This window comes from Rhizobium sp. LCM 4573 (assembly GCF_001854865.1).
Taxonomy (GTDB): Bacteria; Pseudomonadota; Alphaproteobacteria; order Rhizobiales; family Rhizobiaceae; genus Neorhizobium.
On the sequence record NZ_MDDW01000007.1, the window covers coordinates 121024 to 142923 of the forward strand.

Below are 21900 nucleotides of genomic sequence, written 5' to 3' on the forward strand. Positions count from 1 at the left end.
AGTCCGGGCCGGAGACCTCGTCCACACTCTCCCAGGTTTTCAACAAAGRGCAAGGATTAGCGTGGAGAACAAAAAAAACTTCTTCCATCTGCATCTCATTTCTGACTCCACGGGAGAGACCCTCATCTCCGCGGGGCGGGCTGCTTCCGTTCAATTTCAGTCGTCCATGGCGATCGAACACGTCTATCCTTTGATTCGAAATCGCCAGCAGCTCCTGTCGGTTTTGGATGCGGTGGATCGCGAACCCGGCATCCTGCTCTACACTCTGGTCGATCAGGAACTGGCAGCGCTTCTCGATGGGCGCTGCCGAGAGCTCGGCATTCCCTGCGTCAACGTGCTGGAACCGATCATGGCCACTTTTCAGGCCTATCTCGGCGCGCCTTCCCGCCGCCGGGTGGGGGCGCAGCATGCCTTGAATGCTGATTATTTCGCACGCATCGAAGCGCTGAACTTCACCATGGATCACGATGATGGCCAGATGCCGGAGGATTACGACGAGGCGGATGTGGTGCTGGTCGGCGTGAGCCGTTCGTCGAAAACACCGACAAGCATCTATCTCGCCAACCGAGGCATCAAGACCGCCAATATCCCGATCGTGCCGGGCATGGAGCTTCCCGAAAATCTGTTCCGTGCCACGCGCCCGCTGATCGTCGGCCTGGTGGCGACCACCAACCGTATCTCCCAGGTTCGCGAAAACCGTGAACTCGGAACCACGCAAGGCTTTGACCGGCAGCATTATACCGATCGCGCGGCCATCAACGAGGAACTGAAATATGCCCGCGCTCTCTGCGCCCGCCACAATTGGCCGGTCATTGACGTCACACACCGCTCGATCGAAGAGACAGCGGCGGCCATCGTTGCGCTGCGCCTGAAGCTGCGCTAAGCGAAGCGATCATCCGAGGGAGGATATATATTGAATCTGCCCATCGTGCTGGCGTCCTCCAGCCCCTTCCGCCGTATGCTGATGGAGAATGCCGGGCTGAATTTTGATGCCCGCGCCGCCGATATCGATGAACGGGTGATCGAAGCCGGTCTTGGAGATGYAGCGCCGGATGAGATTGCCGCCGCGCTCGCGCTCGCGAAAGCAGAAGATRTCAGCCGGCACGTCCCCGGCGCGCTGGTGATCGGCTCCGACCAGACCATGTCGCTTGGGGCTCGCGTCTATCACAAGCCGAAGAGCCTTGCCGAGGCTCGCGAAAACCTGCTCTCGCTCTCTGGAAAGACGCATCGCCTGAACAGCGCGATCGCGCTGGTGCGTGATGGTTCCACGCTGTGGCGGCATGTTGCCCATGCGGATCTCACGGTGAGGACGCTTTCGGAGGATTTCGTCGATCGCTATCTCGCAAGCGTCGGCCACAAGGCCTTTTCCAGTGTCGGCGCCTATCAGCTGGAAGGCGAAGGCATCCAGCTCTTCTCGGCGATAGAAGGTGATTACTTCACCATTCTCGGCCTGCCTATGCTGCCGCTTCTGGCAAAGCTCCGCGAAATTGGAGCGATTGATGGATGATTCACGTGAAACAATCATGGTTAAAGCATTCGTAACGGGCTGGCCGATCCGGCATTCGCGCTCTCCGCTCATCCACGGATATTGGCTGAAGCAGCTTGGACTTGAAGGTGATTATCGCGCCGAAGCGGTAAGCGAGGAAGACTTCCCTCGCTTCATCGAAAGCCTCAAAAATGGCACCTCGGGCTATCGGGGCGGCAATGTCACCATCCCRCACAAGGAGGCCGCCTACCGTCTGGCGGATCGGCCGGATGCGCTGGCGGAAGAACTCGGAGCCTCCAACACCCTGTGGATGCATGAAGGCCTGCTCCATGTGACCAATACCGATGGCCATGGTTTCGTTGCCAATCTGGACGACCGGCATCCCGGCTGGGATCGCGCGACCCGCGCGGTGGTGCTTGGTGCGGGCGGCGCAAGCCGGGCGGTCATCCAGGCGATCCGCGATCGCGGCATCGGTGAAATCCATGTGGTGAACCRCACGGTCGCGCGCGCCCGGGAACTGGYCGATCGCTTCGGCCATAAGGTTCATGCCCATCCCTCCGGAGCCCTCGGCGAAGTCATGGAGGGTGCCGGGCTTTTCGTGAACACAACATCCCTTGGCATGGATGGCGGGGAGGTGCCGCATGTCGATTTCTCGAGGCTGGCGGAAGACGCGGTGGTGACGGATATCGTTTACGTGCCGCTGAAGACGCCGCTTCTCGTCCAGGCGGAAGAGCAGGGCTTTGCAACTGTCGACGGGCTCGGCATGCTGCTGCACCAGGYCGCTCCCGGATTCGAGAAATGGTTCGGTATGCGCCCGAAGGTTGATCAGGCGCTGCGCGATCTCGTCATTGCCGACATGGAAGCGCACGGATGATCATCATCGGCCTCACCGGTTCCATCGGCATGGGAAAATCGACGACTGCGAAAATGTTCGCGGAAGCCGGCATACCGGTGAACGATGCCGATGCGGTGGTGCATGATCTTTACCGCGGCGAGGCGGTTCGGCCGGTAGGAGATGCTTTTCCGGGAGTGGTGAAGGAAGGCGTGGTGGATAGGCAGGAGCTGAGCCGCCGGCTTGCCGGCGATCCGGCAGCGCTTCGCCGCCTCGAATCGATCGTTCATCCGCTAGTCCGCAAGCGGGAGGCGGAATTTCTCGCGCGTCACCGTGCCCTCAATTCCGACATGGTCCTCCTCGATATACCGCTCCTCTTCGAAGCGGGCGGTGAAGCGCGGGTGGATGTCATCGTTGTCGTCACATGCGATCCGCAGATCCAGCGTGAAAGAGTGCTTGCGCGACCCAACATGACCGAGGAAAAATTAGACATGATTCTCTCCCGGCAGATGCCGGATGCGGAGAAGCGCAAGCGAGCCGATTTCTTGGTCGATACCGGGCACGGCATGGAAGCGGCGAGAGCCAGGGTGGAAGAAATCATCACCACCCTTCGGTCAGGCATAACGAGCGGGAAAGATCATGCGTGAGATCATCTTCGATACGGAAACGACGGGACTGGAATCGAAGTTCGACCGTATCATCGAGATCGGCGGCATAGAGCTCATCAACAATTTCCCGACCGGCAATACGCTGCATCTCTACATCAATCCCGGCGACCGCAAGGTCCATCCGGATGCACTCGCAGTGCACGGTATCACCGACGAGTTCCTGAAGGATAAGCCGAGCTTCGGCGATGTCGTCGGGCAGATCGTCGAATTCTTCGATGGCGCCAAGTGGATCGCTCATAACGCCAACTTCGATATCGGCTTCGTGAATGCGGAGTTCGAAAGGCTCGGCCTCCCGCCGGTCACGATGGACAGGGTGGTGGACACGCTGGCGCTCGCGCGCCGGAAGCATCCGATGGGCCCCAATTCGCTTGATGCGCTCTGCCGGCGCTACGGCATCGACAATACCCACCGTACCAAGCACGGCGCGCTCCTCGACTCCGAACTTCTTGCCGAAGTCTATATCGAGATGACCGGCGGCCGTCAGGCGGCGCTCGGCCTGACAGGCATCGAGCAATCGGCGACCGTGATTGAAATCGAGGAAATGGTGGTCGGCACCACCGGCCGTCCCCGCCCGCTTGCCCCCCGCCTCACGGAAGAGCAGCTTGAAGCGCATCAGGCGCTCGTCGCATCGCTCGGGCAGAAGGCGATCTGGGCGAAATACGATGCGGCGGAAACAAAAAGCCCGGACGTTCAAGTCCGGGCTTCCTGAAGTTCTCTGTAAGAGAAGGCGGCGCTTAGCTGTTCAGCGGCTGAACCTTCGCGCGGGCCTGTTCTTCGGCCACGCGGCGGGCGAACATCTGCGCGAAGTCGATCGGATCGATCAAGAGCGGCGGGAAGCCGCCATTGCGCGTCACATCGGCGATGATCTGCCGTGCGAAGGGGAAGAGAAGCCGCGGGCATTCGATGAAGAGCACGGGCAGCATGTGTTCCTGCGGGAAACCGGAAATGCGGAAGACGCCGCCATAGACGAGTTCCACGGCGAAGACCACCTTGTCGTCTTCCTTGGCCTCGGCATTCAGCGACAGAACCACGTCGAAATCCGTGTCCGAAAGCGGATTGGCGTTCACGTTCACATTGATGTTGATCGCCGGGGCCTTGTCACGGGCCTGCAGGGAGCGCGGCGCGCCCGGATTTTCGAAGGAAAGATCCTTGGTATATTGCGCAAGGATGTTGAGCGACGGGCTTGCTGCTTTGGTGTCTTCGTTGGCCATGAGATTCCTCGCGACTTTGAATTTTGAGGCGCTCTAGCATTTCGRCCCCGGCCTTACAACCCTTGCAGCCGCAGCGGCGACTTGGGTATCATTCTTCCTCCCGCTTCCGCCGGGACCAAGGGGAAGAGGGATTGGGCTCGCGCGTGTAATCCCCTTCGTCGAGATCGACGACCTGGCCGGGGCCGCCGCCCTTGCCGGAAGGCTCGCGCGTCTGGCGGTAGCCTCCGCGGCCAGATGGGCCGAGGATGACGACGTGCCGGCCGATCGCCGACCAGACGAGACGCCGCACGAACGGGATGAACAGCGCAAGCCCGATGATGTCGGTGATGAAGCCCGGAAGCAGCAGCAGGATCCCGGCCACCACGATCATCGCCGCGTCCACCAGGGTTTCGCCCGGCAGGCGGCCTTCCCGGCTCTCGGCGGAAAGCTGCCGGAGAATGTGGAGCCCCTGGCTTCTGAGCAGAAGCGCGCCTGCAACCGCCGTCAGGATCACCAGCCCCAGGGTCGCCCAAAGCCCGATCGTCCGGCCGACGAGGACGAACCCGGCGATTTCGGCCAGCGGCAGTCCAATGAGGATGAGCGGCACGATGAATAGACGCATATGTTAGTCGTTCCTCCAGGTAATAGGCTCGTAACAGCATCGCCATTTGAATGATTGGCGGATGCGGACTATATGAGAAAACACGCTTTGGATTTAAACGGCAATTGCGGGTGAAGATGGGCTCGAACGACTTTATAACTCTCTTTTTTCTGGTCGCGGCAGTTCTGATCTTCCTGCAGCTGCGCAGCGTGCTTGGCCGGCGTACCGGAAACGAGAAGCCGCCGTTCGATCCGTTCAGTCCTCGCGACGTCGCAAGGGCGCCGGGCGGCGATGACGGCAAGGTCGTGACGCTTCCCCGCCGCGATGCCCAGGAGGAGGAAGAGCGTTTCGCCGATATCGATACCTTTGCCAAGCCCGRCACGCCGCTCAACGCCTCGCTGCGGGATATTGCCAAGGCCGATGCCTCCTTCAAGCCGAAGGAATTTCTGAACGGCGCGAAAATGGCCTATGAAATGATCGTCATGGCTTTTGCCGATGGCGACCGGAAGACCTTGAAGGGCCTGCTGTCGAAGGAGGTCCATGACGGCTTCGACGCGGCGATTTCGGAACGCGAGGCGAGGGGCGAGGTGGTGAAGTCCACCTTCGTCGGCATCGAGAAGGCCGATATCACCAATGCCACGATCAAGGATTCCGAAGAGCAGGTGACGTTGCGCATCGTCAGCCAGCTCATTTCCGCGACCTATGACAAGGCCGGCACGCTCATCGAGGGCGACCAGGAGACCGTCGCGGAGGTCACCGACATCTGGACCTTCGCCCGCGACATTCGCTCACGCGATCCGAACTGGAAGCTGATCGCCACTGAATCCGAGCAATGACCGCTGCTTTGCCGGATTTCTCGCTTCGTCCGGTTTCCTTTTCCGCTCTTGCGGGGTGGGAGGACGATGATCCGTCACCGCTTTTCCCTGGCCTTCGCGCCTRCCTGGAACATATCAGTTCCGTCAAGCCCTATCGCACCGGCTCCCTCGGACTGACGAGCGGTGATCTCGAGCCGCTGCTGGAAGCCGCGTCCGTTTTCCAGCCTCATGATGCCGCTTCCGCGCGCGCCTTCTTCGAAGAGCACTGCACGCCATTCCTGATAAGCCGAGCAGATGCGCGCCGCGGCTTCGTCACCGGCTTCTACGAGCCGGAAATCGAAGTCCGCGCGACGCGCGACGCGGTCTGGAAATTTCCCTTCTACCGTCGCCCCGACGATCTGGTCGATCTCGACGATGTCAGCCGTCCCCACGGCATGGATCTTTCCTATGCCTTCGGGCGGCTGGAGAACGGCATCGTCACACCCTATCCGGATCGCGAGGCGATTGATCGCGGTTTTCTCGAGGGGCGGGGATTGGAGATCGCCTGGGCGAAATCGAAGGTCGATGTTTTCTTCGTGCACATCCAGGGCGCGGCGCGCTTAAAGTATCCGGATGGTACGACCCGGCGGATCACTTATGCCGCCAAGGCCGGCCATCCCTTTTCGCCGATCGGGCGCCTGCTGATCGATCGCGGCGAGATCGATGCCGCCACCGTTTCCATGCAGAGCATTCGCGTCTGGCTCGCGGAGAATCTGGCTAAGGTCGATGAAGTCCTCTGGCATAACCGTTCCTATATCTTCTTCCGGGAAGCGGAAGTGGATGATCCGGCGCTCGGACCGGTCGCGGCGGCCAAGGTGCCGCTGATCCCGAACCGTTCGCTGGCGGTGGACCGGTCGATACACACTTTCGGTTTTCCCTTCTTCATCCGCTCGGAGACTTTGACCCATCTCGATGCAGGCAGCCCCTTCGCGCAGCTCATGCTTGCGCTCGATACCGGTTCGGCGATCCTCGGCCCTTCGCGCGGCGATATCTTCACGGGTTCGGGAGACGCCGCCGGCGAGGCCGCCGGCACGGTGCGCAACGAGGCGGATTTTCATATCCTTGTCCCGAAAGCGGCGGCAGGCAGGTTTGGCGCATGAAGAGCGGTCGTAAATTGGATCCGGAAGAGCGGATCCTCTGGGGCAAGGTGGCGAAGAGCACCCATGCCTTGCCGGGGCGCATGAAGGAAATCCTCGAATTCGAGGAGGAGCTGGCGGCGGAGCGTGCCGCGGCCGAGGCTGCAAAGCCCAAGCCCGCGCATCCCCCAGAAGAGCAGGCGCTTGCCCCACCGGTGCCGCGGCCAAAGCGCCAGGCCGGCATCCATCATCCGCTTGAAAGACCGGTGAAGAAGAAGCTTGCCAAGGGAAATTTGCCTATCGAGGCGCGCATCGATCTGCACGGCCTTTTTCAGGGGGAGGCACATGACTTGCTTCTCGACTTCCTCTTCCGCGCCCACGACCGGGGGCTGCGCCATGTGCTTGTCATCACCGGCAAGGGCAGTTCGCTCGGCAGCGAGGGCGCACTTCGCCGCGCGGTGCCGTTATGGTTCTCGAAGCCGGAATTCCGCTTTCTGATCTCCTCCTATGAGCCGGCTGCGCGTCATCACGGCGGCGAGGGCGCCATGTATGTACGCCTTGCCCGCCATAGGGGAGGGGAACGCTGATGACACCCTTCGGCCAGGCGCTGCGGAATTTGCGGGCCCGTAAGGGCGTGACCCAGAGCGAGATGGCTCGGGCGATCGGTGTTTCACCGGCCTATCTTTCGGCACTGGAGCATGGCCGGCGCGGAAGGCCGAGCTTCGATTTCCTTCAGCGTGTCGCGGGTTATTTCAACATCATCTGGGATGAAGCCGAGGATCTCTTCCTCCTGGCCGAGGCCTCCCATCCCCGCATAGTGCTCGATACGGCCGGACTGGGGCCGAAATATACCGCTTTTGCCAATCGCCTCGCCCGCGAGATTCGCACTTTGCCGAGCGATGTGGTAGACGAGATGGAGAAACTTTTGGATAAGGCCTCTATCCGGCGCTGAGTTGCTGCTGCATCCCCTCCTTTCTGCCGCATTCGGCTGGTCTTAACCTTTAGAAACCGCCTTGAATTCCCTATATTCGAGAGTGAAAAAGGCTGGTGATTCGCTTGCGGCGATCGCCTCCTCTCGATCAGATGGAAAGTTCTTTGATGACCGATACACCCGCAAGCCTGAACGACGCGAGCACAGAATACGGCGCCGATTCGATCAAGGTCCTGAAGGGCCTCGATGCCGTCCGCAAGCGTCCGGGCATGTATATCGGCGATACCGATGACGGTTCCGGCCTGCACCACATGGTCTATGAAGTGGTGGACAATGCGATCGATGAAGCATTGGCCGGCCATGCGGATATCGTTACCGTTACCCTTAATCCGGATGGCTCGGTATCGGTGACCGACAATGGCCGCGGCATCCCCACGGCTATCCACAGYGGCGAGGGTGTGTCGGCCGCGGAAGTCATCATGACGCAGCTCCATGCGGGCGGAAAGTTCGACCAGAATTCCTACAAGGTCTCCGGCGGCTTGCATGGCGTCGGCGTCTCGGTTGTCAACGCGCTTTCGGTTTGGCTGAAACTGCGCATCCGGCGCAGTGGCGAAATCCATGAGATGAGCTTCACGCACGGGGTGGCGGATGCTCCCCTGAAAGTAGTCGGGGAATACGAGGGCCGTTCCGGCACCGAAGTCACCTTCCTGCCTAGTCCCGAAACCTTTTCCATGGTCGAGTTCGACTATAACACGCTCGAACATCGCCTGCGTGAACTCGCCTTCCTGAATTCGGGCGTTCGCATCCTGCTCACCGACAAGCGCAAGTCGGATGTCCGGCAAGAGGAGCTGCTCTATGACGGCGGTCTGGAAGCCTTCGTCCRCTATCTCGATCGCGCCAAGAAATCGCTGGTCGATAAGCCGGTGGCGATCAAGGGAGAGAAGGACGGCATTTCCGTGGAAGTGGCGCTCTGGTGGAACGACAGCTACCACGAAAACGTGCTCTGCTTCACCAACAACATTCCGCAGCGCGACGGCGGCACCCATATGGCTGGCTTCCGCGCCGCGCTCACCCGTCAGGTCACCTCCTATGCCGATACTTCCGGCATCATCAAGAAGGAGAAGGTGACGCTGCAGGGCGAAGACTGCCGTGAAGGCCTGACGGCCGTTCTTTCCGTCAAGGTTCCGGACCCGAAGTTCTCGTCGCAGACCAAGGACAAGCTTGTTTCCTCGGAAGTACGTCCGGTCGTCGAAAGCCTCGTCAACGAGGCGCTGAGCACCTGGTTCGAGGAGCATCCGGCGGAAGCCAAGGTCCTGGTCGGCAAGGTGGTGGAAGCCGCCGTCGCCCGCGAGGCGGCCCGCAAGGCCCGCGAGCTCACCCGCCGCAAGGGCGCTCTCGATATCGCCTCGCTTCCCGGCAAGCTCGCCGATTGTTCGGAACGTGATCCGGCCAAATCGGAACTCTTCCTCGTCGAGGGCGACTCCGCCGGCGGCTCGGCAAAGCAGGGCCGCTCGCGCGAAAGCCAGGCGATCCTGCCGCTGCGCGGCAAGATCCTCAATGTCGAGCGCGCCCGCTTCGACAAGATGCTCTCCAGCCAGGAGATCGGCACGCTGATCACAGCGCTCGGCACCTCGATCGGCAAGGACGAGTTCAACGCGGACAAGCTGCGCTACCACAAGATCATCATCATGACGGACGCCGACGTCGACGGCGCTCACATCCGCACTCTGCTGCTCACCTTCTTCTTCCGCCAGATGCCGGAACTGATCGAGCGCGGCCACCTCTTCATTGCCCAGCCGCCTCTCTACAAGGTCACCCGCGGCAAGTCCGTCCAGTACCTGAAGGATGAGAAGGCGCTGGACGAATATCTGATCAGCGCCGGCATAGAAGAGGCGCGCCTGACGCTTGGCTCCGGTGAGGTTCGCGTCGGTCAGGACCTGCGTGAGGTGATCCAGGACGCGCTTCGCCTCCGCTCGCTCTTAAGCGGTCTGCATTCCCGCTACAGCCGTCCGATCATCGAGCAGGCGGCCATTTCCGGCGCACTCAACCCGGAGCTCACCGATAATCGCGAGCGTGCCCAGCAGACGGCTGACGAAGTCGCCCGCCGGCTGGACCTCATCGCCGAGGAGACGGAGCGCGGTTGGTCGGGCCATGTTACCGGCGAAGGCGGTCTCCGCTTCGAGCGCATGGTGCGCGGCGTCAAGGAAGTCGCGGTCCTCGATGTCGCCCTCATCGGCTCGGCCGATGCGCGGCATATCGACCAGATGACCCGCCGCCTGCAGGAAATCTACAGCACGCCGCCCGTCCTTTCCCGCAAGGAAGGCGAGCAGGAAATCTCCGGACCTATCGCCCTTCTGGAAGCCATCTTCGCGTCTGGACGCCGGGGTCTGTCCATGCAGCGCTACAAGGGTCTTGGCGAGATGAACGCCGAACAGCTCTGGGAGACGACGCTCGATCCGAACGTCCGCTCCCTCCTGCAGGTGAAGGTTTCCGATGCAACCGATGCCGACGGCCTCTTCTCGCGCCTGATGGGCGATGAGGTGGAGCCCCGCCGCGAGTTCATCCAAGACAATGCGCTCAGCGTCGCAAACCTCGATATCTGATCGAGCCAGGTTTCACGTGAATCTCTTTTCAGGCTGGATTCACGTGAAACCGCAGCATCTGCTCAATCTGCCGAGCCGGTGAACCTTCCCTCGAAAGCCACTTCGGCAAGCGGCTTGCGCTTGCTCGGAACCTCGCGTTCGCGGATATCCTCCGGCAGCGTGTCCTTGTCTGCGAGATGGCCGATCGCGACCGCGGCCTCCACCCGGTAACCGTCCGGAACGCCGAGCACGTCCATGGCCTTCTCGCGGCTCATTCCCTCCATGCCATGGGCGTAGAGCCCGAGCTTCATCGTCTGGGCGGCGAGCGAGAACCAGGCGGCACCCGTGTCGAAGGCATGGGTATGGGCATGCCGCCGCTCGCCCGTGGAGGAGAGCCGGTAGGTTTTGGAGATCAGGATGATAAGGGCGGATGCGTTCTTCGCCCAGCGCTGGTTGCTTTCAACGAGGATGTCGAGAAGCACGTCGAAATCCGGTGTTCCCTTGAGCGCGTAGACGAAGCGCCATGGCTGGCCATTGCCGGAGGAGGGGGCCCAGTGGGACGCATCCAGAATGGTCAGCATCGTCTCTTTGCTTATGGACTCGCCGGTAAAGGCGCGGGGCGACCAGCGCTTCAGGAAAAAGGCATCGATCGGATATTCGGATTGGCGGCTGTTGGCGCTGGTCATGGGTTTCCTTGCAAGCTCGAACATGATTGTGGAGAGCGGCAGGATAAGCCAGGCGGGGGAAAAATCGAACAGCGTTTTCGATGCTGCCGCAAGTACCTTTTGGCAGGCGCAGAAGCCTGCGCCTGAATCCGGCTATCGTCGTCTTAGAAAGCGTTCGCGATCAGCTTCAGGACGAAAACCCAGAACACCAGACAAGCCGTAATCATGCCGATCCATACCGGCACGAAGATGTGGAGTGGGTATCTTTCGACCCCCGTATCGCCGATCACCGGACGGTGGTTCAGACGTGCATGGGAAGTCTTGTTCAATTCCGCGACGGACATGACCGCACCTGCCTTTCTGCCCAAAGGCATTTTCTGAGAAGGCTGCACCGGCCTAACTGGATGAATTCACATCGGCCCGGCAGCCGTTAAATGACGCCGGAAACGGAACAAATCACGCCGAATTGGTTCCGTTTCGGTAGGGTTTCGGCCGGAGGAGCAGGCATTCCGCCCTATCCATTAGAAAAAACAGGAAATGAAAGCTTCCGAATCGGAAGCGATTTTCCCGCCGGAACGATCACAGGTCCGGGTGTCCGTAACCGTTTCGGCAGCGAATCGGATTAAGTTGCCGAACCGCGAAAATTGCGGCCGGCCGGCTACGGGGAAAGGCGATTGCCGAAGGAGGTTTGGCGGAACGGAAGGGTGACGACTGGCGGGCAGCCACCCTTCCGGCCGCTTGCTGCCCGCAATGCATGAACAAGTCGGGCAGAAGCTTGTGGGCGCCCGGTCTCAGGCGCCTTGCTGGAAAACCCGCGCCATATGAAGGCAAGTCCTGGAAACGTCACCAAGGATCATTCCCAATCTGGGAGAGATCTCGGTCGTTTCGGGGATACCAGCCACCTATCCTATTGAGAATACGGATTATATTTCCTTCAGGATCGGGAATGATTTTCCCTGTGGCTTCCGTGGTGCAGCCGGCATCTTGCGGGAAAGGGGAACGGTTGGGGCCGCAATTGGTCGTGACAAGCAAAATAGGATCGTCCATAACGCCACCTGTCTGACAATCGGAGGAGTTTCCCTTGAAACTGATGCGCATCGGCCAGCCGGGCCAGGAAAAGCCGGCACTTCTCGACAACGACGGCAAGATCCGCGATCTGTCCGGCCATGTGGCCGACATCGCCGGCGAGGCAATTTCTCCGGAGGGATTGGCAAGGATCGCGGCCCTCGATCCGAAAAACCTGCCAGAGCTTTCGGCAGGCCGGATCGGYGCCTGCGTCGCCGGCACGGGCAAGTTCATCTGCATCGGGCTGAATTTCTCCGATCATGCTGCGGAGACGGGCGCTACCGTGCCGCCGGAGCCGGTCATCTTCATGAAGGCCACGTCGGCGATCTGCGGCCCGAACGACGAAGTGCTGATCCCGCGCGGTTCCGAAAAGACCGATTGGGAAGTCGAGCTCGGCGTCGTCATCGGCAAGACGGCAAAATACGTTTCGGAAGCCGAGGCCATGGATTATGTCGCCGGCTATTGCGTCTCCCATGACGTTTCCGAGCGCGCCTTCCAGACCGAGCGCTCCGGCCAGTGGACCAAGGGCAAGTCCTGCGACACCTTCGGCCCGATCGGCCCCTGGCTCGTCACCAAGGATGAGATCGCCGATCCGCAGAACCTCGGAATGTGGCTGAAGGTCAACGGCGAGACCATGCAGAACGGCTCCTCCAGGACCATGGTCTATGGCGTCGCCTTCCTGGTCTCCTATCTCAGCCAGTTCATGTCGCTGCATCCGGGCGATGTCATTTCCACCGGCACGCCTCCCGGCGTCGGCCTCGGCATGAAGCCGCCGCGCTTTCTCAAGGCCGGTGATGTCGTCGAGCTCGGCATCGAAGGACTTGGCACTCAGAAGCAGACCTTCGTCGCCGACGCCTGAGCGATTCCCGCCGCTATATGAGGTTCAGCGGGAGAGGGTGGGGCATCCACCCTCTCCCGCGAACCACATAGCCGGAAGCGTTCTTGATGTTGCGCCGCAATAGAAAACTGATAGTTTATTGAGCGCTTGCTGCTGTGCCGATGGGTATGACGAAATCGTCGAAAATGCTTTCGGACGTGATGAAGGGTGGCAATTCGATGTTCTACCAGCTCTACGAATTGAATCATGCCGCCATGGCGCCCGTCCGTGCGGCGGCGGATGCCATGCGTCTTGCTTACGAGAACCCGCTCAATCCCTATTCCCAGACGACGATGGGCCGCGCCCTTGCGGCGGGGCTCGAGGTTTTCGAGCGTATGACGCGCCGTTATGCCAAGCCTTCCTTCGGTCTCCCTTCGACCGTGGTGGATGGCGAGGCAGTCGCCGTCACGGAGGAGATCGTCTGGGCAAAGCCCTTCTGCAATCTCCTGCATTTCCGGCGCGAGCTGCCGGCTGATCGCGCGCCGGATCAGAAGATCCTGCTGGTCGCGCCCATGTCCGGCCACTATGCCACATTGCTGCGCGGCACCGTGGAAACGCTTTTGCCGCATGCGGAAATCTATATCACCGATTGGGTCGATGCCCGCATGGTGCCGCTCTCGGATGGCAGCTTCGATCTCGATGATTACATCGATTACGTCATCGAGATGCTGCATGAGATCGGCGCCGGCGCGCATGTCGTTGCGGTCTGCCAACCCTCGGTGCCGGTACTTGCCGCCGTGGCGGTGATGGAAGCGGCGCAAGACCCGCTCGTTCCCGCCTCCATGGTGCTGATGGGCGGGCCGATCGATACCCGCATCAATCCCACCGCCGTCAACGAACTGGCGCAGAACCACACGCTCGAATGGTTCCGCGACAACGTTATCATGCACGTGCCCTGGCCGCAGCCCGGTTTTTCGCGCGCCGTCTATCCGGGATTCCTGCAGCTTTCCGGCTTCATGTCGATGAACCTCGATCGCCACCTGATCGCCCATAAGGAGTTCTTCGAGCACCTGGTGAAGAACGACGGCGAGTCCGCCGAAAAGCACCGGGATTTTTACGATGAATACCTGGCGGTCATGGACCTCACGGAGGAATTCTATCTCCAGACGGTCGATACGGTCTTCATCCGGCATGCGCTGCCGAAGGGCGAGATGACCCATCGAGGCGAACCGGTCGATACGCCCGCGATCCGCCGCGTGGCGCTCCTCACCATCGAGGGCGAGAACGACGACATTTCCGGCCTCGGCCAGACCAGGGCGGCGCACACTATCTGTCCCAATATTCCGGAAGGCCTGCGCATGCATTACATGCAGCCGGATGTCGGCCATTACGGCGTCTTCAACGGCTCGCGCTTCCGCCGCGAGATCGCGCCGCGCATTCTGGCTTTCGCGCAGAAGCACGCAATGACGGGCCGAAAGGCGCCGGTCAAGCGGGTCATCAAGGGCGGCAAGCCGGGCTGAGAAGCCCGCAGGTACGATTTCCCGCTGGTATTTCAGCATCTTCTTGGATTAGGACCTGCGCCGTCTTGAAGGCGGTCGGGTGACTTCCCAAATCGAATCCGACGGGCTGGCATGCGGCCGCCCGCGGAAACGAAGGGTGTCACCAATGAACCAGTCAGCATTGATCCGTCCGGATTGGACTCCGRCCACCATTGCATTGATGGTGCTCGGTTTCGTCGTCTTCTGGCCGCTTGGCCTTGCCATGCTCGCCTATATCCTGTTCGGCGAACGGCTCCAGGGCTTCAAGCGCGATGCGAACCGCAACGCGGATGRCATGTTCGCCGGCTGCCGCCGCGCCAAAGCACGCTACCAGACGCATTTCTCCACGGGCAACGTCGCCTTCGACGACTGGCGCAAGGCGGAACTCGACCGCCTGGAAGAAGAGCGCCGCAAGCTCGATGAAATGCGCGAGGAATTCGACAACTACGTCCGCGAGTTGCGCCGGGCGAAGGATCAGGAGGAGTTTGACCGCTTCATGCGCGAACGGCGGAATGGTTCCTCTGGCCAGAATCCGGTGGTCGATCTCTGATCGCGATCGGAGCAGGATTCACGTGAAACGTCGAACCAGCCGGCGCCATCTTGGCGCCGGCTTTTTTGTGTGAAGCTGAACTTGCGAATCGGATAAAAGGGGTTTCATGTTCGCCCTTCTCAAAAAGCCCGTCAGAACGCCGCGCAAGCCGCCGGAAACGGTCAGGCGCACGCTGGACGTCGGCAGCCGGGCGATGCCGCTGACGATCCGCGAGAACAGCCGGGCCACCCGCATCACGTTGCGCATCGAACCGGGCGGCCGGGCGCTCAACCTCACGGTGCCGCTCGGCTTGAGAAAGCGCGAAATCGATGACTTCCTCGATCGCCACCAGGGCTGGCTGCTGACGAAGCTTGCCAAGTTCACGCTTGAAAACCCCATCCGGCATGACGGAAAGCTGTCGCTGCGAGGGGTGCCGCATCGTATCGARCACACGGGCAGCCTTCGCGGGGTGACCGAGGCCCTGATCGTCGAGGGCATGCCGGTGCTGAAGGTCAGCGGTCTCGAGGACCATATGGGCCGTCGGATTTCCGCCTTCCTCAAAAAGGAGGCGCGCCGCGATCTGGAGGCTCTCGTCGCCGTCCACGCGGCGGCGATCCGCAAGCCGGTGAAGTCGATCGCCATGAAGGACACCCGCAGCCGCTGGGGCTCGTGCTCCTGGGATGGAAACTTGAGCTTTTCCTGGCGCATCGTCATGGCTCCGCCGGTGGTGATCGATTATCTCGCGGCGCACGAGGTCGCCCATCTTCGGGAGATGAACCACGGCCCGCAATTCTGGGCGCTCTGCCGCGAGCTCTGCCCACGCATGGAAGAGGCGCGAAAATGGCTGAAACAGCATGGCTCACAGCTGCATGCCATTGATTTTGATTGAACCTTCGTCACAGGAATAAACTTGCCCCTCACCTAATTCTCTTCCTGTTCTGACGGGGGAGGGACGCCCAAACGTGACGTTCGAAGTAGTGGCGGCACAAGGAGTGTCGAATGTGGGCAGAGACAGCGCGGCATACCCCTTCTCCCCGTCAGAACGGGGAGAAGGTCGCGGCAGCGGGATGAGGGGCAGTCGCAACGTCGAGCGGGGATGATCCGACGCCTTGTTCCCGATATTTCAATAACTTGATCTCTTCTCCATCCCCGCTCTCCGATTCTCCCCCATAATCTCTCTCGTCCCGTTTCGGCTGCACCGGAAAAGCATCGCCGGCGAGATGGGGCCGGTGCCCTTTCGGTCTGCTGGTGATGCAGGCGGATCGTCAGGGGCTGCGTAGAAAATGGTCCCCCTCTCGCCTGAAAGATGGCGGGGCGTGCGTGTGTCGCACACAACCCGGTATGGCAATCCGCAACGACATAAGCCCATATCGCCGCAGAGGGACCGGAGTTGCGCGGAAAAACACACCGAACGGGACACGTCGCGTGTCACCTACAAAACTAAATACGAGGCACTCGACGTGTCCCGGCCGATTGAAGGAAAAACGCAACACGCATCAAGGGTGGAGTCTGCCTGCTCGTCACCCTCGGGCTTGACCCGAGGACGAGGAATTAACTCGACTCTTGACGCGTTTCATGTCACTCCGCACCCATGAAACCGGATATCAAGATCTGCGGGCTGAAGACGGCGGAAGCGGTCGATCGGGCGATYGCACGCGGAGCGAMCCATGTCGGCTTTATCTTCTTTCCGAAAAGCCCGCGCAACATAGAGCCGGACGCCGCGGCGGAACTTGCCGATCGCGCGCGCGGCCGCGTCAAGATCGTGGCCGTAACGGTCGATGCGGATGACGAAACGTTGGACGATATCGTCCAGCTCGTGAAGCCCGATATCCTCCAGCTCCATGGACACGAAAGCCCGGAGCGCATCCTGCATCTGAAGGCGCTTTACGGGCTTCCGGTCATGAAGGTCTTTTCCATCCGGGAAGCCGCCGATCTCGACCGCATCGATCCCTATCTCGGTGTGGCGGACCGCTTCATGTTCGACGCCAAGGCGCCGGCCGGCTCCGAACTTCCGGGCGGCAACGGCGTTTCCTTTGATTGGAGCCTGATGGCTTCCCTTGACGAAGGCATTGATTACATGCTTTCCGGGGGGCTGAACAAAGAGAATGTCGGTCTCGCGCTCGCCATCACGCGGGCCCGCGGCGTAGATGTTTCTTCCGGAGTGGAAAGCGCGCCGGGCGTGAAGGACCTCGGGATGATCGATGCCTTTTTCGAGGCGATCGCCGAGGCCGCGCCGCGAAAGGCCGCAGGGAGCAAAGAGTGAACCAGACGCCAAGACCCAATTCGTTTCGCGCCGGCCCCGATGAAGATGGCCGTTTCGGCATCTATGGCGGGCGCTTCGTCGCCGAAACCCTGATGCCGCTCATTCTCGACCTGCAGGGCGAGTGGGAAAAGGCGAAGAACGATCCAGCTTTCCAGGCGGAACTCAAGCATCTCGGCGCCCATTATATCGGCCGGCCTAGCCCGCTCTATTTCGCCGAGCGGCTGACGGCCGAGCTTGGCGGCGCCAAGATCTACTTCAAGCGCGAGGAGCTGAACCACACGGGCTCCCACAAGATCAACAACTGCATCGGCCAGATCCTGCTTGCCAAGCGCATGGGCAAGACCCGCATCATTGCCGAAACCGGTGCCGGCCAGCACGGCGTGGCCTCCGCCACGGTCGCGGCGCGTTTCGGCCTGCCCTGCGTCGTCTACATGGGCGCCACCGATGTCGAGCGTCAGGCCCCGAACGTCTTCCGCATGAAGCTCCTCGGCGCGGAGGTCGTTCCGGTCACCGCCGGCAACGGCACGCTGAAGGACGCCATGAACGAGGCGCTGCGCGACTGGGTCACCAATGTCGACAGCACCTATTACCTGATAGGTACGGCCGCCGGCCCGCATCCCTATCCGGAAATGGTCCGCGATTTCCAGGCCGTGATCGGCGCGGAAGCCCGCGAGCAGATGCTTGCCGCCGAAGGCCGCCTGCCGGATATGGTGATTGCCGCCGTCGGTGGAGGTTCCAATGCGATCGGCATCTTCCACCCGTTCCTGGACGACAAGGATGTAAGGATCGTCGGCGTCGAGGCGGGCGGCAAGGGTCTTGAGGGTGATGAGCACTGCGCCTCGATCACCGCCGGCTCGCCGGGCGTACTGCACGGCAACCGCACCTACCTCCTGCAGGATGGCGACGGCCAGATCAAGGAAGGCCATTCCATTTCGGCCGGCCTCGATTATCCCGGCATCGGTCCGGAACATAGCTGGCTCAACGATATAGGCCGTGCCGAATACGTGCCGATCATGGACCACGAGGCGCTGGAAGCGTTCCAGATGCTGACGCGTCTCGAAGGCATCATTCCGGCTCTGGAGCCGAGCCACGCGCTGGCGGAGGTCATCAAGCGCGCGCCGAAGATGGGCAAGGATGAGATCATCCTGATGAACCTCTCCGGCCGCGGCGACAAGGACATCTTCACCGTCGGCAAGATACTCGGGATGGGGATGTGATCATGACCGCTCGCATGGACAAACGTTTCGCAAGCCTTAAGGCGGAGGGGCGCCCGGCGCTTATCACCTATTTTATGGGCGGCGATCCCGATTTCGAAACCTCGCTCGGCATCATGAAGGCGCTTCCCGGCGCCGGCGCGGACATTATCGAACTCGGCATGCCTTTCTCCGACCCGATGGCCGATGGCCCGGCGATCCAGATGGCCGGCCAGCGCGCCCTGAAAGGCGGCCAGACGCTTGCCAAGACCCTGGAGCTTGCCCGCCGCTTCCGTGCGGACGACCAGGATACGCCGATCGTCATGATGGGTTACTACAACCCCATATATATCTACGGCGTCGAAAAGTTCCTGGACGATGCACTCGAAGCCGGCATCGACGGGCTTATCATCGTAGACCTGCCGCCGGAAATGGACGACGAACTTTGCATCCCGGCGCTGGAAAAAGGCATCAACTTCATCCGGCTGGCGACCCCGACCACGGATGACAAGCGCCTGCCGACCGTGCTGAAAAACACATCCGGCTTCGTCTATTACGTGTCTATGAACGGCATTACCGGTTCGGCTCTGCCCGATCCGTCGCTGATCTCGGGTGCTGTCGAGCGCATCAAGGGCCATACGGCGCTGCCGGTCTGCGTCGGCTTCGGCGTCAAGACTGYCGACCATGCCCGGGCGATCGGCGCGGCGGCCGATGGCGTCGTCGTCGGTACCGCGATCGTTGCGCAGATTGCCGGTAGCCTCACCAAGGATGGCCAGGCTGGGCCCGATACGGTCGCCTCCGTGGCGACCCTTGTCCGGGGCCTTGCCTCGGGCGTGCGTTCGGCCCGCCTTGTTGCAGCCGAATAAATTTCCCACATTGATTGCAGTCAGGAAGGAGTAATACCTTTGAACTGGATCACCAATTACGTTCGGCCGCGGATCAATTCCATGCTCGGCCGCAGGGAAGTCCCTGAAAATCTCTGGATCAAGTGCCCGGAAACGGGCGAAATGGTCTTCCACAAGGATCTCGAAGAGAACAAATGGGTCATCCCGGCTTCCGGCTTTCACATGAAGATGCCGGCCAAGGCAAGGCTCTCCGATCTCTTCGATGGCGGCGTCTATGAATCRCTGCCGCAGCCGAAGGTCGCGCAGGACCCGCTGAAGTTCCGCGATTCCAAGAAATATGTGGATCGCCTGAAGGACAGCCGCGCCAAGACCGAGCAGGAGGATACGATCCTCGCTGGCCTCGGCAAGGTGCAGGGCGTCAAGCTGGTCGCCGTCGTGCATGAGTTCAACTTCATCGGCGGTTCGCTGGGCCTCGCAGCCGGCGAGGCGATCGTGAAGGCGGCCGAAAGAGCGGTTGCGGAAAAGTGCCCGCTGATCATCTTCCCGGCTTCGGGCGGCGCGCGCATGCAGGAAGGCATCCTGTCCTTGATGCAGCTTCCGCGCACCACGGTTGCGGTCGACATGGTCAAGGAAGCGGGACTTCCCTACATCGTCGTTCTGACCAACCCGACGACCGGCGGCGTCACGGCTTCCTATGCCATRCTGGGCGATGTCCATATCGCAGAGCCCGGCGCCGAAATCGGCTTCGCCGGCAAGCGCGTCATCGAGCAGACGCTTCGCGAAAAGCTTCCCGAGGGCTTCCAGACCTCGGAATATCTGCTGGAGCATGGCATGGTCGATATGGTGGTGAAGCGCCACGATATCCCGGCCACGCTTGCAAGGGTTCTGAGAATTCTGATGAAACAGCCGGCAGAAACGGGAATAATCGCTGCGCCTCTGGCCGCCAGCGCCTGAACCCTTGAAGCCGAAGCGGCGGGATGAACGCCATGGACCAGTCCGTCGTAAGCGAGGCCGAGCGCGAGATCGAGAAACTGATGGCCCTTCACCCGAAGGGCTTCGACCTCTCGCTTGAGCGCATTTCCCGGCTCCTGGAAGTGCTCGGCAACCCGCATCTCAAGCTGCCGCCGGTCATTCATATTGCCGGTACCAACGGCAAGGGTTCGGCGACGGCCTTCTGCCGCGCGCTTCTCGAGGCGGGCGGCTACGCGGTCCACGTCCACACCTCGCCGCATCTCGTCAATTGGCATGAGCGCTATCGGATCGGCGTCAAGGGTGGTCGCGGCAGGCTGGTCGACGATGCCTTGCTGGCCGATGCCTTGCGCCGAGTCGCTGCCGCCAATGCCGGACAGACGATCACGGTCTTCGAAATCCTGACCGCGGTGACTTTCCTGCTCTTCTCCGAGCAGCCCGCCGATGCGGTGATCCTGGAAGTCGGCCTGGGCGGGCGTTTCGATGCTACCAATGTCATTGCCGATCCGGCTGTCTCGGTCGTCATGCCGATCTCGCTCGATCATCAGGCCTATCTCGGCGATCGGGTGGAACTGATTGCGGCGGAAAAGGCCGGCATCATGAAGCGCGCCCGCCCGGTTGTCGTCGGCCAGCAGGAATTCGATGCGGCGCGCGAGGTTCTGGTTGCCACCGCCGAGCGGCTCGGCTGCCCGCTGGCTGTCTACGGACAGGATTTTTCGGCCCATGAGGAGTTCGGGCGGCTGATCTACCAGGACGAATTCGGCCTTGCCGACCTGCCGCTGCCCCGCCTGCCGGGCCGGCACCAGCAGGCCAATGCGGCCGCCGCCATCCGGGCCATCAAGGCGGCGGGTTTCGCCGTCACGGAAACGATGATGGAAAAGGCCATGGCAAGCGTCGAGTGGCCGGCACGGCTCCAGACGCTGACCGAAGGCAAGCTCCTGCAATATGCGCCGGAAGGTTCCGAAATCTGGCTGGATGGCGGGCACAATCCCGGTGCCGGAGAGGTAATCGCCGAGGCCATGGCCGCCTTCGAGGAGCGCCAGCCCCGCCCGCTTTATATCATCGCCGGCATGATCAACACCAAGGACCCGGTCGGTTATTTCCGGGCCTTTGCGGATATCGCCGAGCACGTCTTCACGGTTGGAATCCGCGACAGCGAAGCGGGCCTCGATCCTGTGGCGCTTGCGCAATCCGCTTTCGATGCGGGGCTGGTGGCCGAGCCCGCCGGCTCCGTGGCGGAAGCTCTGGAAGAGATCGCCCGCCGGCAGGTGCCGGGCCTGCCCGCACCACGCATCCTGATTGGCGGCTCGCTCTATTTCGCCGGCAATGTGCTGGCGGATAACGGCACGCCGCCGAAATAAACCGGTTGGCAGCGAACAGGCAAAGAAAAAGCCCGGCCGCAGGGAATAGGCCGGGCTTTTCATTCTGGCATGCTGGAGAGGTTATGCTGCGCCCGAGATCCAGGAGGAAAGGGCGGTCTTCGGAGCGGCGCCGACCTTGATGTCGGCCACTTCGCCGCCCTTGAAGATGGCGAGCGTCGGGATCGAGCGTACACCGAACTGGGCAGCCAGTTCCGGGTTTTCATCGATGTTCAGCTTGGCGACCTTCACCTTGCCGGCGAGCTCGGCGGAGATTTCCTCAAGGCTCGGAGCGATCATCTTGCACGGGCCGCACCATTCGGCCCAGAAATCCACGACGACCGGCTGGTCGGACTGGAGAACTTCGGTCTGGAAATTGCTGTTGTCGACTTTCACGGTGGCCATGAGGCACTCCTTCCGGGTCTTTATGTTGAAACA

General features: G+C 61.4%; 25 protein-coding genes. 20 read left to right on the plus strand and 5 right to left on the minus strand.

From position 1 onward, the window contains the following. The first annotated feature begins 61 nt into the window (after nt 1–61). From LCM4573_RS13935 to dnaQ, 5 genes are read left to right on the plus strand one after another with little or no spacing between them, the layout of a single operon-like run. Nucleotides 62–883, plus strand: a complete 822-nt coding sequence (locus LCM4573_RS13935) for a pyruvate, water dikinase regulatory protein (RefSeq protein ID WP_071006914.1) — start codon at nt 62–64, stop codon at nt 881–883. Nucleotides 884–913: 30 nt separating this feature from the next. Continuing rightward, on the plus strand, nt 914–1507 hold the full coding sequence (locus tag LCM4573_RS13940) for a Maf-like protein (protein ID WP_071006915.1): 594 nt from the start codon (nt 914–916) through the stop codon (nt 1505–1507). Next, a complete protein-coding gene (locus tag LCM4573_RS13945) occupies nt 1500–2360 on the plus strand; it encodes a shikimate dehydrogenase (protein WP_071006916.1) in 861 nt (286 codons plus the stop codon). Before LCM4573_RS13940 ends, LCM4573_RS13945 begins: the two co-directional genes overlap by 8 nt. Further along, nucleotides 2357–2965, plus strand: a complete 609-nt coding sequence (coaE, locus tag LCM4573_RS13950) for a dephospho-CoA kinase (protein WP_071006917.1) — start codon at nt 2357–2359, stop codon at nt 2963–2965. Before LCM4573_RS13945 ends, coaE begins: the two co-directional genes overlap by 4 nt. Continuing rightward, the gene (dnaQ, locus tag LCM4573_RS13955; RefSeq protein ID WP_071006918.1) at nt 2958–3695 is read left to right on the plus strand and encodes a DNA polymerase III subunit epsilon; all 738 of its coding nucleotides are present in this window, start codon (nt 2958–2960) and stop codon (nt 3693–3695) included. The genes coaE and dnaQ overlap by 8 nt, the downstream gene beginning before the upstream one ends. A gap of 25 nt (nt 3696–3720) precedes the next feature. On the opposite strand, the gene secB is transcribed toward dnaQ, so the two are convergent. Together secB and LCM4573_RS13965 are read right to left on the minus strand one after the other, a co-directional pair. Beyond that, nucleotides 3721–4197 (minus strand): protein-export chaperone SecB, encoded by a 477-nt coding sequence (gene secB / locus LCM4573_RS13960; protein WP_046796705.1) that lies wholly within the window; start codon nt 4195–4197, stop codon nt 3721–3723. 88 nt (nt 4198–4285) lie between these two features. Then, nucleotides 4286–4798 carry an FxsA family protein gene (locus LCM4573_RS13965; protein ID WP_071006919.1) on the minus strand — a complete coding sequence of 171 codons (513 nt, stop codon included), beginning with the start codon at nt 4796–4798 and terminating at the stop codon, nt 4286–4288. A gap of 116 nt (nt 4799–4914) precedes the next feature. Between LCM4573_RS13965 and LCM4573_RS13970 the strand changes: the two genes are divergently transcribed. The 5 genes from LCM4573_RS13970 (at nt 4915) to gyrB (ending at nt 10241) form a co-directional block, all read left to right on the plus strand. Further along, complete coding sequence (locus tag LCM4573_RS13970) at nt 4915–5613, plus strand: Tim44/TimA family putative adaptor protein (RefSeq protein ID WP_071007014.1); 699 nt, start codon at nt 4915–4917, stop codon at nt 5611–5613. Continuing rightward, nucleotides 5610–6731 carry a murein transglycosylase A gene (locus tag LCM4573_RS13975; RefSeq protein ID WP_071006920.1) on the plus strand — a complete coding sequence of 374 codons (1122 nt, stop codon included), beginning with the start codon at nt 5610–5612 and terminating at the stop codon, nt 6729–6731. Before LCM4573_RS13970 ends, LCM4573_RS13975 begins: the two co-directional genes overlap by 4 nt. Continuing rightward, nucleotides 6728–7294, plus strand: a complete 567-nt coding sequence (locus tag LCM4573_RS13980; protein WP_071006921.1) for a Smr/MutS family protein — start codon at nt 6728–6730, stop codon at nt 7292–7294. Before LCM4573_RS13975 ends, LCM4573_RS13980 begins: the two co-directional genes overlap by 4 nt. Continuing rightward, nucleotides 7294–7659: a helix-turn-helix domain-containing protein gene (locus LCM4573_RS13985; RefSeq protein WP_071006922.1), complete on the plus strand. Its 366-nt coding sequence runs from the start codon at nt 7294–7296 to the stop codon at nt 7657–7659. Before LCM4573_RS13980 ends, LCM4573_RS13985 begins: the two co-directional genes overlap by 1 nt. A 146-nt stretch (nt 7660–7805) precedes the next feature. Further along, entirely contained in the window at nt 7806–10241 is a 2436-nt protein-coding gene (gene gyrB / locus LCM4573_RS13990) for a DNA topoisomerase (ATP-hydrolyzing) subunit B (RefSeq protein ID WP_071006923.1), read from the plus strand. 62 nt (nt 10242–10303) lie between these two features. On the opposite strand, the gene LCM4573_RS13995 is transcribed toward gyrB, so the two are convergent. Beyond that, nucleotides 10304–10906, minus strand: a complete 603-nt coding sequence (locus LCM4573_RS13995) for a nitroreductase family protein (protein ID WP_071006924.1) — start codon at nt 10904–10906, stop codon at nt 10304–10306. Nucleotides 10907–11049: 143 nt separating this feature from the next. Beyond that, on the minus strand, nt 11050–11253 hold the full coding sequence (locus LCM4573_RS14000; RefSeq protein WP_157895508.1) for a hypothetical protein: 204 nt from the start codon (nt 11251–11253) through the stop codon (nt 11050–11052). Nucleotides 11254–11319: 66 nt separating this feature from the next. Here LCM4573_RS14000 and LCM4573_RS14005 point away from each other — a divergent pair, with 66 nt between their 5' ends. The 10 genes from LCM4573_RS14005 (at nt 11320) to LCM4573_RS14050 (ending at nt 21465) form a co-directional block, all read left to right on the plus strand. Further along, nucleotides 11320–11511 carry a hypothetical protein gene (locus LCM4573_RS14005; RefSeq protein ID WP_071006926.1) on the plus strand — a complete coding sequence of 64 codons (192 nt, stop codon included), beginning with the start codon at nt 11320–11322 and terminating at the stop codon, nt 11509–11511. A 455-nt stretch (nt 11512–11966) separates the two neighbouring features. Beyond that, nucleotides 11967–12809 (plus strand): fumarylacetoacetate hydrolase family protein, encoded by an 843-nt coding sequence (locus LCM4573_RS14010; RefSeq protein WP_071006927.1) that lies wholly within the window; start codon nt 11967–11969, stop codon nt 12807–12809. 197 nt (nt 12810–13006) lie between these two features. Continuing rightward, nucleotides 13007–14287 (plus strand): polyhydroxyalkanoate depolymerase, encoded by a 1281-nt coding sequence (locus LCM4573_RS14015; protein ID WP_071007016.1) that lies wholly within the window; start codon nt 13007–13009, stop codon nt 14285–14287. 145 nt (nt 14288–14432) lie between these two features. Next, nucleotides 14433–14855, plus strand: a complete 423-nt coding sequence (locus LCM4573_RS14020; protein WP_071006928.1) for a DUF2852 domain-containing protein — start codon at nt 14433–14435, stop codon at nt 14853–14855. A 106-nt stretch (nt 14856–14961) separates the two neighbouring features. Continuing rightward, nucleotides 14962–15723: a M48 family metallopeptidase gene (locus tag LCM4573_RS14025; protein ID WP_071006929.1), complete on the plus strand. Its 762-nt coding sequence runs from the start codon at nt 14962–14964 to the stop codon at nt 15721–15723. 702 nt (nt 15724–16425) lie between these two features. Beyond that, nucleotides 16426–17097, plus strand: a complete 672-nt coding sequence (locus tag LCM4573_RS14030; RefSeq protein ID WP_071006930.1) for a phosphoribosylanthranilate isomerase — start codon at nt 16426–16428, stop codon at nt 17095–17097. Beyond that, nucleotides 17094–18314: a tryptophan synthase subunit beta gene (gene trpB, locus LCM4573_RS14035; protein ID WP_071006931.1), complete on the plus strand. Its 1221-nt coding sequence runs from the start codon at nt 17094–17096 to the stop codon at nt 18312–18314. The genes LCM4573_RS14030 and trpB overlap by 4 nt, the downstream gene beginning before the upstream one ends. Nucleotides 18315–18316: 2 nt before the next feature. Further along, nucleotides 18317–19156, plus strand: a complete 840-nt coding sequence (gene trpA, locus LCM4573_RS14040) for a tryptophan synthase subunit alpha (RefSeq protein WP_071006932.1) — start codon at nt 18317–18319, stop codon at nt 19154–19156. A 39-nt stretch (nt 19157–19195) separates the two neighbouring features. Then, nucleotides 19196–20089 (plus strand): acetyl-CoA carboxylase, carboxyltransferase subunit beta, encoded by an 894-nt coding sequence (accD, locus tag LCM4573_RS14045; RefSeq protein ID WP_071006933.1) that lies wholly within the window; start codon nt 19196–19198, stop codon nt 20087–20089. Between the two features lie 23 nt (nt 20090–20112). After that, on the plus strand, nt 20113–21465 hold the full coding sequence (locus LCM4573_RS14050) for a folylpolyglutamate synthase/dihydrofolate synthase family protein (RefSeq protein WP_071006935.1): 1353 nt from the start codon (nt 20113–20115) through the stop codon (nt 21463–21465). An 81-nt stretch (nt 21466–21546) separates the two neighbouring features. Here LCM4573_RS14050 and trxA read toward each other — a convergent pair whose 3' ends face one another. After that, entirely contained in the window at nt 21547–21867 is a 321-nt protein-coding gene (gene trxA, locus LCM4573_RS14055) for a thioredoxin (protein WP_071006937.1), read from the minus strand. Nucleotides 21868–21900 lie beyond the last annotated feature (33 nt).